General features: G+C 69.1%; 13 protein-coding genes. 8 read left to right on the forward strand and 5 right to left on the reverse strand.

All coding sequences use genetic code 11. From position 1 onward, the window contains the following. Positions 1-151: 151 nt before the first annotated feature. Positions 152-715 (forward strand): GNAT family N-acetyltransferase, encoded by a 564-nt coding sequence (locus HRL51_RS01255; protein ID WP_172119909.1) that lies wholly within the window; start codon positions 152-154, stop codon positions 713-715. Positions 716-798: 83 nt separating this feature from the next. Then, complete coding sequence (locus tag HRL51_RS01260) at positions 799-1,296, forward strand: GreA/GreB family elongation factor (protein ID WP_172119908.1); 498 nt, start codon at positions 799-801, stop codon at positions 1,294-1,296. Between the two features lie 144 nt (positions 1,297-1,440). Here HRL51_RS01260 and trhA read toward each other — a convergent pair whose 3' ends face one another. Then, positions 1,441-2,124 carry a PAQR family membrane homeostasis protein TrhA gene (gene trhA, locus HRL51_RS01265; RefSeq protein WP_244960252.1) on the reverse strand — a complete coding sequence of 228 codons (684 nt, stop codon included), beginning with the start codon at positions 2,122-2,124 and terminating at the stop codon, positions 1,441-1,443. Between the two features lie 290 nt (positions 2,125-2,414). Here trhA and HRL51_RS01270 point away from each other — a divergent pair, with 290 nt between their 5' ends. Then, positions 2,415-3,200: an isoprenyl transferase gene (locus HRL51_RS01270; protein ID WP_172119906.1), complete on the forward strand. Its 786-nt coding sequence runs from the start codon at positions 2,415-2,417 to the stop codon at positions 3,198-3,200. Between the two features lie 136 nt (positions 3,201-3,336). On the opposite strand, the gene HRL51_RS01275 is transcribed toward HRL51_RS01270, so the two are convergent. Genes HRL51_RS01275 through xseA form a run of 3 tightly spaced genes read right to left on the reverse strand, consistent with a single transcriptional unit; the run spans position 3,337 to position 5,972 of the window. Continuing rightward, positions 3,337-4,305: a carbohydrate kinase family protein gene (locus HRL51_RS01275; RefSeq protein WP_172192111.1), complete on the reverse strand. Its 969-nt coding sequence runs from the start codon at positions 4,303-4,305 to the stop codon at positions 3,337-3,339. 36 nt (positions 4,306-4,341) lie between these two features. After that, positions 4,342-4,605, reverse strand: coding sequence for an exodeoxyribonuclease VII small subunit (locus HRL51_RS01280; RefSeq protein ID WP_172192113.1), 264 nt, complete (start codon positions 4,603-4,605; stop codon positions 4,342-4,344). A 35-nt stretch (positions 4,606-4,640) separates the two neighbouring features. Continuing rightward, positions 4,641-5,972 (reverse strand): exodeoxyribonuclease VII large subunit, encoded by a 1,332-nt coding sequence (gene xseA, locus HRL51_RS01285; protein ID WP_172192115.1) that lies wholly within the window; start codon positions 5,970-5,972, stop codon positions 4,641-4,643. Positions 5,973-6,054: 82 nt separating this feature from the next. On the opposite strand from xseA, the gene HRL51_RS01290 reads away from it, so the two are divergent. After that, positions 6,055-7,086 carry a 4-hydroxy-3-methylbut-2-enyl diphosphate reductase gene (locus HRL51_RS01290; protein ID WP_172192440.1) on the forward strand — a complete coding sequence of 344 codons (1,032 nt, stop codon included), beginning with the start codon at positions 6,055-6,057 and terminating at the stop codon, positions 7,084-7,086. A 68-nt stretch (positions 7,087-7,154) separates the two neighbouring features. Here HRL51_RS01290 and HRL51_RS01295 read toward each other — a convergent pair whose 3' ends face one another. Beyond that, on the reverse strand, positions 7,155-8,399 hold the full coding sequence (locus tag HRL51_RS01295) for a DNA recombination protein RmuC (RefSeq protein ID WP_172192117.1): 1,245 nt from the start codon (positions 8,397-8,399) through the stop codon (positions 7,155-7,157). A gap of 274 nt (positions 8,400-8,673) precedes the next feature. Between HRL51_RS01295 and HRL51_RS01300 the strand changes: the two genes are divergently transcribed. The 4 genes from HRL51_RS01300 (at position 8,674) to HRL51_RS01315 (ending at position 13,698) form a co-directional block, all read left to right on the forward strand. After that, on the forward strand, positions 8,674-10,305 hold the full coding sequence (locus tag HRL51_RS01300) for an alpha/beta hydrolase (RefSeq protein ID WP_172192119.1): 1,632 nt from the start codon (positions 8,674-8,676) through the stop codon (positions 10,303-10,305). A gap of 108 nt (positions 10,306-10,413) precedes the next feature. Next, complete coding sequence (ychF, locus tag HRL51_RS01305) at positions 10,414-11,499, forward strand: redox-regulated ATPase YchF (protein ID WP_172192121.1); 1,086 nt, start codon at positions 10,414-10,416, stop codon at positions 11,497-11,499. Positions 11,500-11,743: 244 nt separating this feature from the next. Then, entirely contained in the window at positions 11,744-12,715 is a 972-nt protein-coding gene (locus HRL51_RS01310; RefSeq protein ID WP_172192123.1) for a diaminopimelate dehydrogenase, read from the forward strand. A 98-nt stretch (positions 12,716-12,813) separates the two neighbouring features. Further along, positions 12,814-13,698 carry a patatin-like phospholipase family protein gene (locus HRL51_RS01315; protein ID WP_172119898.1) on the forward strand — a complete coding sequence of 295 codons (885 nt, stop codon included), beginning with the start codon at positions 12,814-12,816 and terminating at the stop codon, positions 13,696-13,698. The last annotated feature ends 177 nt before the right edge of the window (positions 13,699-13,875 follow it).

Below are 13,875 nucleotides of genomic sequence, written 5' to 3' on the forward strand. Positions count from 1 at the left end.
CGCGGCAGGCGTCGCGAGGCGCCGACGGCGTCAGTGCGGGAGGTGGACCGGACGGGACATATGTCGCGGCGTGAGGCTCTACAGTGGCGGCTTAGCCCGTGGATCATGGCAACGGGCTCGCACGGACGGGTGACGAGCGAGGAGGGCAGGTATGGAGACGGGACGCGAGTCAGAGGTCCAGGTGCGGCGCTGCACGGTCCAGGACGCAGCCGTGCTGGCACAGGTCTGCGCCGAGACCTTCAGGGACACCTTTGCCGCAGACAACACGCCGGAGGACATGGAGGCCTTCCTCGCCGAGTCCTACAGCCCGCAGGTCCTTGCCGCCGAGCTTGCGGACCCGGAGAGCGCCTACTGGCTGGCCACCGTGGACGGGCAGGTGGCCGCCTACCTCAAGACCAACGTCGGCAAGGCGCAGACCGAGCCGGTGGAGGGCCGCATCCCGCAGCCGTCCCTGGAGGTGCAGCGGATCTACGTCCGCCTGCCCTACAAGCGCCGAGGGCTGGGAGCCAGGTTGATGAGGGTGGCGTTGGACGAGGCCCGAGCGCACTCAGCCGCCTCGATCTGGCTGGGAGTGTGGGAGCGCAATACTGCTGCCCTGGCCTTCTACGAGCGCATGGGGTTCACCCGCTTCGGTGAGCACGTCTTCGAGGTGGGCTCTGACGCGCAGACGGACTACCTCATGGTCTGCTCGACGGACCGGCTCCCTGCACGGTGAGCCTGCGCGGCGACGCCGTCGTCATGCGGGACGGTGGGCTACAGTGAGGAGTTCCATCTCATCGTCGACTTCAAGGAGGGGTCATGGCCCAGGACACGGAGGCCACCAGCCAGGGCACCTGGCTCACCAAGGACGCCTACGACCGGCTCACCGCTGAGCTGGCTCGGCGCCAGGAGGTGGACCGTAAGGAGATCGCCCAGCGTGTTGAGGCTGCCCGCCAGGAGGGTGACCTGCGCGAGAACGCCGGCTACCACGCCGCGCGTGAGGAGGCGGCGCTCAACGAGGCGCGAATCGTGCAGCTCACCGAGCTGCTGGAGAAGGCGGAGATCGGCGAGGTCGCCGATGACGGCACGGTCTCTGCCGGCACGATCGTCACTGCCAAGATCGGTGCCAAGGAGCAGGTGTTTGCTCTTGGCGGACAGGAGATCACCGCGGACGTGCCCGAGGGTGTCAAGGTCTTCTCGCCGGACGCCCCGCTGGGCAGGGCGCTCATGGGGCACAAGGCCGGGGAGACTGTCTCCTACCAGGCTCCGAACGGCAAGGAGATCAAGGCGGAGATCATCGACGTCAAGGTCCTGTGAGACCTGAGGCTGCTTGAGGTCGCCTCGGGCTCTCGGACTGGGCTCGTGGGGCGGAGGCGTGGGATCGCGGGTACGGTGTGGTCTCGCTCGGTGTCGACCCGATCTCACGCCAGAGGCGCGTAGAGGCGGGGGAGCGGTGCGATCTCAGCCCAGCACCGCGAGGTAGCAGGCCACGCAGTGGCAGATCCAGGCGACCACGGTGCACACGTGAAAGATCTCGTGGAAGCCGAACCAGCGAGGGAAGGGATCCGGCCTCTTGCGGGCGTAGATGACCCCGCCGATGGTGTAGGCGATGCCGCCGGCCAGCACCAGCCATACGATCGCCGGCCCGCCGGAGGCCCAGAGCTGTGGCAGGAACCAGACGGCGACCCAGCCCAGCAGGATGTAGAGGAGCGTGGCGAACCAGCGTGGCGCTGTCGGCCAGGCCAGCGAGGTGAGGATGCCGGCGGCCGCTCCTCCCCACACGATCCCGAGGACGACCAGCGCGGTACGTGGGCTGAGCAGGGCCACGGACAGGGGTGTGTAGGTGCCGGCGATGAGGAGGAAGATGTTGGCGTGGTCGAACCGTTGCAGAGCGGTGGAGACCCTGGTCGGCCAGTAACCGTTGGACAGGTGGTAGATCCCCGAGCTGCCGAACAGCAGCAACGAGCACACCAGGTAGGCGGCGCAGGCCCAGGTGCGTGCAGCGCCAGGGGCGAGGACTGTGAGCACGATGCAGGCGGCCAGCGCCAACGGGGTCGTGCAGGCGTGGATCCACCCGCGCAGACGGGGCTTGACCAGGCGTACCGCTGCGGTGGCGGCGTCCCTGACCGTGCTGACGGTGCTGATGCCACCTCTGGTCGCGGTGCTCGCTGGCTGTGGAGCGGGGGGCGTGTCGGGCACCGTGGCCTCCTCGGAGTCTGTTGCCGCAGGACGACGGCGGGGCGGCCTCCGGCGAACCTACGGATACGTAGGTTACGCTCCCGTAGGTTACTCGTTGCCGGCTGTTGGCGGTAGGTAGGCGAGCGTGTCGGCTACGGGCGGGCTCTGGCTGGCGGGTGGACGCGCTACCGTTGCGGCAGGTCCAGGCTGCTGGGCCGCCCGCCACAGCGCGGGCCGACGTGAAAGGCTGGTGGGTCGTGGCTGGAGACAACCTCGTCTACGAGATCTACGAGCGCCGCCTGGCTGCCCAGGTTGACCCGCAGCAGGTGCCCAGGCACGTGGGCGTCATCCTTGACGGTAACCGCCGGTGGGCCAAGCAGATGGGGTTCGGTACCTCGCAGGGCCACAAGCGTGGCGCTGACAAGATCGAGGAGTTCCTGGGCTGGGCCGAGGACGCCGGTGTGCGTGTCGTGACCCTGTGGCTGCTGTCTACCGACAACCTCTCTCGCGACCCGGCGGAGCTCTCGCCGCTGCTCGACATCATCGCCCACGCCGTCGAGGCTCTGGCGGACTCGGGGCGCTGGGGGCTGCGTCTGGTCGGCGCGGTGGACCTCCTGCCGGATCCGCTGGTGGGGCGCCTGCAGGAGGCTGTCGCCTCGACACGAGTGGCGGGTGGTGAGCGGGAGGCTGGTGACGAGCGGGTCCAGGTCAACATCGCCGTCGGCTACGGCGGGCGTCAGGAGATCGCTGACGCCGTGCGCGAGCTCCTGCGGGAGCGGGCCGAGGCCGGAGCGACCTTGGAGGAGGTGGCTCGGACCCTGTCCGAGGAGGACATCACTGAGCACCTTTACACCAAGGGCCAGCCTGACCCGGACCTCGTCATCCGCACCTCGGGCGAGCAGCGTCTGTCGGGCTTCCTGCTGTGGCAGTCGGTGCACTCGGAGTACTACTTCTGTGAGGTCTACTGGCCGGACTTCCGGCGTATCGACTTCCTGCGTGCACTGCGTGACTACTCGCGCCGCGAGCGCCGCCTGGGGCGTTAGCTTCTCCCGTGGGAGTCGGCCGGCTGCGCACGCTCGCGCCCACGAGCGCACCACGGACCTCTATCAGGAGGGCCCTGCCGGAACACTTCCGGCAGGGCCCTCCTGACGTCCTGGTTCGGGACTCATACCAAGGCGGTCAGGCCTCAGCGAGCTCGGCACGAGTGGGCGGGTTGGCCCCGGCCCGCGAGACCGTGATGTCCGCGATGGCAGCCGCGTGTCGTACCACGCGCTCCAGGGTCTCGGCGTCGATAGCGCGCAGTGCCTCGCGCTGCTCGGCTCCGACGAGCCCTTCGCTCCACAGCCCGTCCTCCAGGCCACCCATGAAGGAGTCGCCGGCGCCCACCGTGTCGGCCACGACGACGCTGGGGTCAGCAGGAACCTCGATCCGGGCTCCCGAGGCAGACAGTGCGAGGGCTCCCCGCTTGCCACGGGTGACGACGACGAGCGCCGCGCCCAGCTCCAGCCAGGTCTGTAGGACCTTCTCCAGGGCCTCGTCCGAGCGGGAGTCCACTCCGTAGAGCCATGCGATGTCCTCGTCAGAGCACTTGACCAGGTCCGCCAGAGCGACCAGGTCCTCAACCGTGCGTCGAGCGTGCTCCGGCTCTCCCATGAGCTGCGGCCGGGCGTTGGGGTCGTAGCAGATGGTGGAGGTGGCGCGGTAGGCCTCCAGCGTGCGGCGGACAGTGTCCGTGCCGGGGGCGAGGATCGCTGCGATAGAGCCGGTGTGGACGAGCAGCGGGGCCTGGTCGCTGGTCAGCTCCGGGAAGGGAGGGTCCCAGTCCAGGTCGAAGAGGTAGGTGGCGGCGCCGTCGGCCCCGATCGAGGCCTGGGCGGTGGAGGTCCGTTCCGCCGCGTCAGATCCGGGGGTCAGTCGCACGCCGGATGACTCCAGGTGAGCCCGCACGGCGAGCCCTCGCCGGTCCTTGCCGATCCAGCAGTCGAGCTCGGTGTCACGGCCGAGCCGTGCCAGGCCCAGAGCGACGTTGGCCGGCGAGCCGCCCGGAATCTCCTGGGGATCGGCTCCTTCCTTGAGGACGACGTCGACCAGGGCCTCGCCGATGACGAGTGCGGTACCGCTAGGGCCGGGAGTGGCGTGAGTGGTCATGGGCAGAGGCGTCCCTTCGGTGAGGTGAGAGGGGTTTTAGTGGTCGGCTCCGGAGTGGGAGTCCTCGCGTTGAGCCACGGCGTCCAGACGACGACGGGCCTCGTCCAGCCAGGCCTGGCAGCGTGCAGCGAGTGCCTCGCCGCGCTCCCACAGGCTCAGCGCGTCCTCCAGGGGGACCTGCCCCGCCTCAAGACGCTGGACGACGCCGACCAGCTCCTCGCGCGCCTGCTCGTAGGACAGGGAAGCGACGTCAGCACTGGCGTCACCGGTGGCGAGGAAGCTGTCTGGAGTCAGGCTCATGGGCTCGATTCTTGCACGGGCGGGGCGGACGGGTCTCAGACCTTCGGCGCGGCGGACGCCGGCTTGGTGGTCCCGACGACCTGGGCCACCAAGCGTCCGTGGGCCAGGAAGCCCTCAATGAGGTCGCCCTTCCTCAGGTCCTCGCTGGAGGTGACGACGCCGACGCCCGGCTTGCGCAGGATCGCGTAGCCCCGGTTGAGCACCCCCTGGGGGGACAGGGCAGTCAGCCGGGCGGTCTCGGCACGAAGATCAGCGCCGGCCAGGTCCAGCGCCGTGGCGAGTGCCCGCCGTAGGCGCTCACGTCCCTGGGACAGGTCGGTCTCCTTGTCCCGGACGATGACGGTGGGATCGGTCATGACCGGGCGCTCGCGCACGCGGTCCAGGTGCGTCTGCTCCTCGCTGACCCTGCGAGCCAGCACGGCGCGGATGCGGGTGCGGGCCTGGTCCAGGCCGACAGTCTCCTCAGCAAGGTCCGGCACGATACGGCGTGCGGCGTCGGTGGGGGTGGAGGCACGGAAGTCAGCGACGTCGTCGAGCAGGGGGCGATCGGTCTCGTGACCGATGGCGGAGACCAGTGGGGTACGGCACATCGCTGCGGCACGGACAAGACCCTCGTCGCTGAAGGGGAGGAGGTCCTCGACGCTCCCGCCGCCTCGGGCGACGACGATGACGTCGACCTCAGGCCGGGCATCCAGCTCAGCGATCGCCGCGCCGACCTGGCTGACGGCGTGGACACCTTGCACAGCGACCTCACGCACCTCGAAGGGCAGGCCCGGCCAGCGCAGGCGAGCGTTGGTGATGACGTCGTCACGAGCCTTCGCGTCTCGTCCGCACACCAGTCCGACCACGCGGGGCAGGAAGGGGAGGGAACGCTTGCGCTCCGGGGCGAAGAGCCCCTCGGCGGCCAGAACGTGCCGCAGCTGCTCGATGCGTGCCAGCAGGTCTCCGGTGCCGACGAGACGGATCTGGTCCACCTGGAGCTGGAAGGAGCCGGACCGGGTCCAGAAGGTCGGACGGCCGTGGACCACCACCCGCATGCCGTCGCTGAGCCCGGTGCCCATCGCCTGCTCGCTGGCGACAAGGTCACGGCGGTACATCGAGGCGCGCAGTGAGATCTCGGCGGACAGGTCTCGCAGCGTCAGGAAGGACATGCCGGCACGCCGGTTGAGCTGAACAACCTGGGCCTCCACCCACACCGGCGTCATCTTGGCGACGTAGCTGTCGATCTTGGTCGACAGCAGAGCCAGGGGCCACGGGTTGTCTGCCGTGGTCTCACGTGCGAGGCGAGCAGGGACGCGGGCCGTGGCCGGGTTGGCGCGTTGGGCGTCGGCCCGAGCCTGCTGGAGGGCGGAGGGCTGGTCTGTCACGTGTACCACTGTGCCACGTGATCTCTAGGAGCCTTGACCTGGCTGTGGCACAGTGGGGGACGTGACGACACCGACGCAGACCATGACTGAGCCGGCGCAGACCTCCGGCGAGGGCAAGCGCATCCTGCTGGCCGCCCCGCGTGGCTACTGCGCTGGCGTGGACCGTGCTGTGGACGCCGTCGAGCAGGCTCTGGCGCACTACGGCACACCGATCTACGTGCGCAAGGAGATCGTGCACAACAAGTACGTGGTCGAGGCGCTGTCCAAGCGGGGAGCGGTCTTCGTCTCGGAGACGGATGAGGTGCCCGAGGGCGCGCGCGTGGTCTTCTCGGCCCACGGGGTCTCCCCGGCGGTGCACGCCCAGGCCCAGGCACGTCACCTGCAGACCATTGACGCCACCTGCCCTCTGGTGACCAAGGTGCACAAGCAGGCGGTGCGTTTCGCTCAGGACGACTACGACATCATTCTCGTCGGCCACACCGGCCACGAGGAGGTCGAGGGCACCCAGGGGGAGGCCCCGGAGCACATCCAGGTGGTCAACGGCCCTCACGAGGTGGACCAGGTAGAGGTCCGCGACCCCCAGAAGGTGGTGTGGATCAGCCAGACCACGCTCAGCGTGGACGAGACGATGGAGACCGTCCGCCTCCTGCGTGAGCGCTTCCCGCACATGATCGACCCGCCGAGCGACGACATCTGCTACGCCACTCAGAACCGTCAGGTCGCGGTCAAGACGATCGCGCCGCAGGTTGACGTCATGATCGTGGTGGGCTCTGGCAACTCCTCCAACTCGGTGCGCCTCAAGGAGGTCGCGCTGGAGGCCGGTGCCCCGGCGGCCTACCGGGTGGACGACGCCAGCGAGATCGACCCCGCCTGGCTGGAGCACGCGCAGGCCGTGGGCCTGACCAGTGGGGCGAGCGTGCCGGAGATCCTGGTGCGCGACGTCGTCTCGCGCCTGGGAGATCTCGGGTTTGACGACGTCGAGCAGGTGCGCACGGCCACGGAGAAGATCGCTTTCTCCCTGCCCAAGAACCTGCGTGCGGATCTCAAGGCGGCAGCCGGTCAGGCCCCTGAGCGACACGGGCGCCGTGAGCCCGCGGCCGACCACACCTGCTGAAGCCTGTGCCCACCGTGTAGCGCCCGCAGACTTCAGGGGCACGTGACCGAGGTGGCGGGACCTGACCGTCAACCGTCGTTCTCATCTCGTGCCCGTGTCCCTGGCTCAGTGGTGAGCTCTGGCGTCGCGAAGGAACGCACCTGTGCGTCATCGGGGGCGATGCTTCGCGGTGACGGCACAGAGGCGGCCAGGGTCTCAAAGGACCGGGCGGTCACAAGCAGACGAGACTCCATCGAGGCCACGGAGCGGTTGTAGGCGTTGACGCTACGGGTCAGGGAGCTGCCCAGGGCGTCGAGGTGACCGGCAACCGTCCCAAGGCGCTCGTACAAGGTGCGCCCAAGCTCAAGAAGCTCACGGGCGTCCTCGGTGACAGCCGTACGAGCCCAGGCCGTTGCGCACACGCGCAGCAGAGAGAGCAAGGACGCGGGAGAGGTCAGGGCGACCCCCTGCCCCAGGGCGTGGTCCAGGAGCAGAGGGTCCGCCTCTAGGGCCGCGGCCAGTACAGGTTCAGCGGGGACAAAGAGGACCACGAGCTCGGGTGAGGAACCCAGGGCGCGGTCGTACCTACGCGCCGCAAGCTGGTCCACGTGGGAACGCAGCGCCTTGGCGTGCTCCTTCATGAGCGCTTGACGCTCTGTCTCAGCGCTGGCCGGCTCACCGTCCACGCCGCAGGCGCGCAGATAGGCATCCATCGGCGCCTTGGAGTCAAGAGCCAGGTAGCCACCACCGGGAAGGTGGATGACGACGTCAGGACGCGACGCCGTCGTCTCGGAGGAGGATCTGGCACTGGTGCGGGAGGCGAGGACCGACCCGACCGAGCGCTGTTCGCTGAAGTCGACGTGCGGCATCATCCCGCTGATCTCCAGGACGCGGGCCAGCTCAACCTCGCCCCACATCCCGCGGCTGGAACGCGAGCGCAGGGCGGAGGCGAGGGAGGTCGTCGTCCGTAGGAGCTCACGCTCAGCCTCGGCACGAGCACGCAGCTGCTCCGCCAGCGAGGCGTGCTGCCCAGCACGCTGGCGCTCCATCTGCTCCACCCGTGTGCCGACCTGCTCCAGCTGGCTGCGCACCGGTGCCAGCGCACGCAGGACCGATCCGTCCCGGTCCGCTCGCTCCTCAGCCAGCTGGGCCCGCGCAGACAGCTCCTCGGCGCGAGCACGCCACTGAGCGGCCTCCGCCTGGGCACGGGCGGCGCCGTCGCGGCCGGAGGTGCGAGCCGAGGCGTGGCGGGCCACGGCCAGGGCGTAACCGAGGACGCTGCCCGCCAGGAGACCGATGACCAGCAGCAGGATGGTGGAAACGGAAGAGCTCATGGCTCCACCGTGCCACGACCCACCGACACAAATTCTGTCCCTTCCGTGGAAGGGGGAGAGGACAGGGCGCGATAGCCCTGACCAGATCGGCATGGGAGCGGGAACCTGGGTGCCTTAGAGCCTGCCCTGTGATGGGAGCGTGACCGCGTCGTCGTAGGGAGGCCTTGTCTCCTCCTGGGAAGAGTCGGGGAAAACCTGGGGCCTCCTGGCAGGGATGGTGCCCGGGGTGGCGGCGAGGTCTACAGTCCCGGTCGTGCGGGAGATACTGATCGCGATGCTGAGCGGAACGCCTCATACGTTGGCACCCGGAGCCCTGACACATGTCTCACTGGTCTCCCCGTCCCTTGTGCGCACGGTGCTCCTGGTGGCCGTTAGCGCCGTCGTCCTGACAGGGCTCCTCGCTGCTGCGCGCGTGCGGCCTGGGCGACGCCGTGCCCCACGTCTCCTCCTGGCCGCCACCGTGGTCTCGCTCCTACTGAGTCAGGTCCTGGTGCTGGGGGCCGTGGGCCTGAAGGTCAACGCCTCCCTGGGATTCGTACAGACCGTTGGAGACCTTGAGGCGCTCGCCTCCTCTGAGGATGCCCAGGGTGGGGTACGGCTCGCGCCCGTCGGTGGCCCGTCCTCCCAGGATGACTCTGCCCGCCTTCCTGCGGACTTCGTCCCGCAGGAAGGCGGTTTCTCCAAGGCGTCTGTCACCGGGGCCCGCAGCGGTGTCACCCAGGACGTGTGGGTGTGGACCCCTCGTGGCTACTCCGCCTCGGATCAGCGTTCCTACCCCGTCGTGTTCTTTCTCCACGGCGTCCCAGGCAGTTCCTGGGGGACGGTCAGTACTCTCAAGGCCGGCCAGGCGATGCAGGAAGCGATCGACTCGGGTGCGCTTCCCCCGTCCCTGTTCGTCATTCCAGACCTCAACGCCGACGCGCAGCAGCAGTCCAACCCCGACTGCGCTGACATCGTTGGCCACGCTAAGGTCGGCACCTGGATCCAGGACGACGTCCCCGCAGTAGTGCGTGCCAGTTTCCCCAATGTCAGCAAGGAGCGTACCCAGTGGGCGATCGCTGGACTGTCCTCGGGCGGGTACTGCGCCGGATGGACAGCGATCATGCGCTCCGACGTCTTCGGCTCCGCCATGGTGATGAGTGGTTACGACGTTCCTGTGGTCGGGGGTATGAGCACCTCCACCGAGCTGCGCCTGGCCAACACCTTGTCCACACTCGTCTCCCAGCACCACCACCAGCCCCTGAACCTGTGGGTGCTGGGAGCGGAGGATGACCACGACGCCGTGGAGGCCGCGCGCGCCCTGAGGGAGACCGTGCCCCGGAGCGACTCGGTCGAGACCGTGACGCCTTCCACAGGTGGCCACTCCTGGACGCTGTGGTCCTCCTACCTCCCACGAGCGCTGGCCTGGTGGGGGCAGACCATGGGCGACGCACAGGCAGACTCTTCCACCGTGGCGCCGGGGCCGGCTGCGCCAGGGGCCCCGGATTCCAGCCGGGGAGGACTGGCGCGACTGGCGGACACGATTGTCCCGGTGGACGCCGTGTGGACCGTCGTGCTGGCATGGGCGGCGGCATTGGCCGTCTCAGTGATCGCCGTGCGTCGTCCTTCCAGGCGGTGGACCGGACACGGCCACCCGTCGCGTGATGGAGGAACGACGACGCAGCGCGTGCCGGCCAACAGGCTCGCACCGTTCCGCAGCGCCCTGGGCCTCATGACAGGTGCGGTGATACGGACGGTACTGGTAGCGCTGGCCTGCATGCTGTCGGCGATCGCGGTCGGCCTGCTGGGCAATCACACGGGCGAGTTCTACTCCACCTGGGGCGATGCGACGTCGGACATATGCCATGCACTGGAGATCAGCCGAGGCCTGGGCGTGGTGCTGGGCGGTGGCGCGCTGTCCGGTTGAAGCCGCTGAGCCTGCCAGGGCAAGCTCGGCGGAGGCCTGGGGCGGGGCTGGCGTGCGCCGTCGTCGTCATGGGGCGGGCACGGTCGCGCCTGACCTAGACTCTGCCCCGTGGCTCTTACCATCGGAATCGTCGGGCTGCCGAACGTCGGCAAGTCCACCCTGTTCAACGCCCTGACGCGGGCGACCGTCCTCGCGGCGAACTACCCCTTCGCTACCATCGAGCCGAACGTGGGCATCGTCCCGTTGCCGGACGAGCGCCTGGACCGCCTGGCCGAGGTGTTCCACTCGGTCAAGACCGTGCCCGCGACGGTGTCCTTCGTGGACATCGCCGGCATCGTGCGCGGCGCGAGCGAGGGTGAGGGACTGGGCAACCAGTTCCTGGCCAACATCCGTGAGGCCGACGCCATCTGCATGGTGACCCGCGCCTTCGACGACCCGGACGTCGTCCACGTGGACGGCAAGATAGAACCGGCCAGCGACATCGAGACCATCGCTACTGAGCTGGTGCTCGCTGACATCCAGACCCTGGAGAAGGCGATCCCGCGCCTGGAGAAGGAGGTGCGCGGGAAGAAGACCGACGCCTCCGTCCTGGACACGGCGCAGGCGGCGCTGAAGATCCTGGAGGAGGGCACGCTGCTGTCCGCCGCGGCTGAGAAGGCGGGTCTGGACGCCGAGGTGCTGCGCTCCTTCCAGCTCATGACCACCAAGCCCTTCATCTACGTGTTCAACATGGATGACGAGGGCATGCACGACGAGGCCAAGCAGGCCCAGCTGCGCGAGCTGGTAGCTCCGGCTGAGGCCATCTTCCTCGACGCCCAGTTTGAGGCCGAGCTGGTGGAGCTTGAGCCCGACGAGGCGGCGGAGATGCTGCACGACAACGGCCAGGAGGAGTCCGGTCTGGACAAGCTGGCGCGTGTCGGCTTCGACACGCTGGGGCTGCAGACCTACCTCACCGCTGGTGAGAAGGAGTCGCGGGCCTGGACGATCCGCAAGGGGTGGACGGCCCCGCAGGCTGCCGGCGTCATCCACACCGACTTCGAGCGCGGCTTCATCAAGGCCGAGATCATCTCCTTCGACGAGCTCATGGAGCTGGGCTCGATCGCGCAGGCCCGCGCCCACGGCAAGATGCGCATGGAGGGCAAGGACTACGTGATGCAGGACGGGGACGTGGTCGAGTTCCGGTTCAACGTGTGACCGCCGCTCCGGCATCGCTTTCGCCCCGGAACAGTCGGTTCCATTGCGGTCCGCATAGGAAGCGACTGTTCCGGGGCGAAAGCGACGGCAATGTGGGGCTGGGACAGCGGCGAGGCGGGGACAGAGCCCGGGGAGGAATCTGCGACGACGGCGCTGCTCGCCACGTTCTGGACTGTCACCTGCCGGCAACACCGGACTTACCTAGAGTGGGCGCTGTACCGGCTCCCAGACACCAGGAGAAGACATGATCCGCGTCGCCATCAACGGGTACGGCAACCTCGGCCGAGGAGCTGAGCGCGCCGTCGCCAAGAACGAGGACATGGAGCTCGTCGTCGTCTTCACCCGTCGCGACCCCGCCACGGTGACCACCGCCGGCGCCCCGGTTGCCCGGCTGGAGGACATGCCTGACTGGGTGGACAAGGTCGACGTGTGTCTTAACTGCGGCGGCTCCGCCACGGACCTGGCCGAGCAGACCCCGGCCGCCGCCACCTTCTTTGACGTCGTTGACTCCTTCGACACCCACGCCCGCATTCCCGAGCACTTCGCCACCGTCGATGCTGCCGCCCGCCAGGCCGGTCACCTCGCCGTCATCTCGGCCGGCTGGGACCCGGGACTGTTCTCCGTGCTGCGGGTCCTGGGCGAGGCCGTGCTGCCCGACGGCGCCTCCACCACCTTCTGGGGACCCGGCGTCTCGCAGGGACACTCGGACGCCCTGCGCCGCATCGACGGCGTGGCGGACGCCAAGCAGTACACCCTCCCGGTCCCAGCCACGGTTGAAGCGGTCAAGGCGGGTGAGCCGGTCGAGGTGACCACCCGATCCATGCACACCCGCGACTGCTACGTGGTGGCCGAGCCCGGTGCGGACCGCTCGCGCATCGAGGCCGAGATCAAGGCGATGCCCAACTACTTCGCCGACTACGACACCACCGTCACCTTCGTGACCGCCGAGGAGCTGGCGACCCGGTACGCGGGAATCCCGCACGGGGGCCAGGTGATCCGCCGAGGTGAGACCTCCGACGGGGTGGCGGCCACGGTCGGCTTCGACCTCGCCCTGGGCTCGAACCCCGAGTTCACCGGAAGCGTGCTGGTGGCGGTCGCGCGCGCCGTCGTCGCCATGTCCCGGCGCGGGGAGCGGGGTGCGCGCACAGTCTTCGACCTCACCCTCTCGGACCTGTCCGCCCGTAACGCCGAGGACCTGCGCGCCCACTACCTGTGAGCTGAGGGCGGGCCGCGGAGAAGGACGACGTCCGCATGTGACGCGCAGGCCTGGCCTTGCCGTCTCCGCCGGGTGATACTGGCGGGGAAGGGAGGGCCATGAAGATCGCACTCGTCCTGGGCTCCGGCGGGGCTCGTGGTTACGCCCACATCGGCGTCATCGAGGAGCTGACGGCGCGCGGGCACGAGATCGTGGCCGTCTCGGGCGCGTCGATGGGGGCGCTCGTCGGTGGCCTGTACGCCGCTGGTGCCATGGAGCGCTTGACCGACGTCGTTCGTGGCATGTCCCGTACGGAGGTCCTGCGCTTCGCTGACCTCACCCTGACCCAGCCCGGGCTGCTGCGAGCGACCAAGATCGTGGGCCTGCTGGAGGACCTGGTCGGGGACCAGCGCATCGAGGACCTACCGATCCCCTACACCGCAGTAGCCACTGACATCGAGCGCCGGCGCGAGGTCTGGTTCCACGAGGGTCTGCTCGTGCCCGCCATCCGCGCCTCGATCTCCATCCCGACCGTCTTCACCCCGGTCCGTCTGGACGGGCGACTGCTGGTTGACGGCGGAGTACTCAACCCTCTGCCGATCGAGCCCTCGCTCAGTGAGGACGCTGACCTCATCGTGGGAGTCTCTCTGTTCGGTCGGCGCCTGGGTCTGGACCGCAGCTCGCCAGACCGTGAGGCGGCCGCCACGGAGTCCGAGCGCTGGATCGACCGCCTTCCCGAGAGCCTGCGCCAGCTGATCCCGGGACGGGCCGCCAGCGAGAACAAGCCGGCGACGCCGTCGGTCACCCTGGCGGACATGCTCTCGACCACCCTGGACATCATGCAGGGGCAGATCGAGCTGGGACGCTCGGCGATGAGCCGCCCTGACGTCATGATCTCGGTGCCGATCGAGACCTGCCGGGTCACTGACTTCCAGGAGGCGGACCGGGTCATCGAGATCGGCAGGGACCTGGCGCGGGCGGCCTTCGACGCCGCAGGTCTGTGAGGGGCGGCGTGGCTCCTTCCTCGCGTCCCCCGTCGTCTCATCGCGGCACTGCCAGGACCCGCCCGCCCCGAGCGCGACGCGCTGTCGGTCCGACAGCGCGTCCGGTGGGGGTGCATCGTCGGCCTGGTCCCTCGCACCGGTCCGGTGCGCCCACCCGTGCGCGAGCCGGCTCGCGTG

The sequence above is a fragment of the Actinomyces faecalis genome (assembly GCF_013184985.2).
Classification (GTDB): Bacteria; Actinomycetota; Actinomycetes; order Actinomycetales; family Actinomycetaceae; genus Actinomyces; species Actinomyces faecalis.

Bases quoted from the DNA above. Each gene is read 5' to 3' on its own strand.
- HRL51_RS01275 (WP_172192111.1), bottom strand. From the start codon at position 4,305: ATGACCACTCACGCCACTCCCGGCCCTAGCGGTACCGCACTCGTCATC.
- HRL51_RS01300 (WP_172192119.1), top strand. From the start codon at position 8,674: ATGCTGAGCGGAACGCCTCATACGTTGGCACCCGGAGCCCTGACACAT.
- HRL51_RS01280 (WP_172192113.1), bottom strand. From the start codon at position 4,605: ATGAGCCTGACTCCAGACAGCTTCCTCGCCACCGGTGACGCCAGTGCT.
- HRL51_RS01310 (WP_172192123.1), top strand. From the start codon at position 11,744: ATGATCCGCGTCGCCATCAACGGGTACGGCAACCTCGGCCGAGGAGCT.
- HRL51_RS01295 (WP_172192117.1), bottom strand. From the start codon at position 8,399: ATGAGCTCTTCCGTTTCCACCATCCTGCTGCTGGTCATCGGTCTCCTG.
- HRL51_RS01290 (WP_172192440.1), top strand. From the start codon at position 6,055: ATGACTGAGCCGGCGCAGACCTCCGGCGAGGGCAAGCGCATCCTGCTG.
- HRL51_RS01315 (WP_172119898.1), top strand. From the start codon at position 12,814: ATGAAGATCGCACTCGTCCTGGGCTCCGGCGGGGCTCGTGGTTACGCC.
- HRL51_RS01255 (WP_172119909.1), top strand. From the start codon at position 152: ATGGAGACGGGACGCGAGTCAGAGGTCCAGGTGCGGCGCTGCACGGTC.
- HRL51_RS01260 (WP_172119908.1), top strand. From the start codon at position 799: ATGGCCCAGGACACGGAGGCCACCAGCCAGGGCACCTGGCTCACCAAG.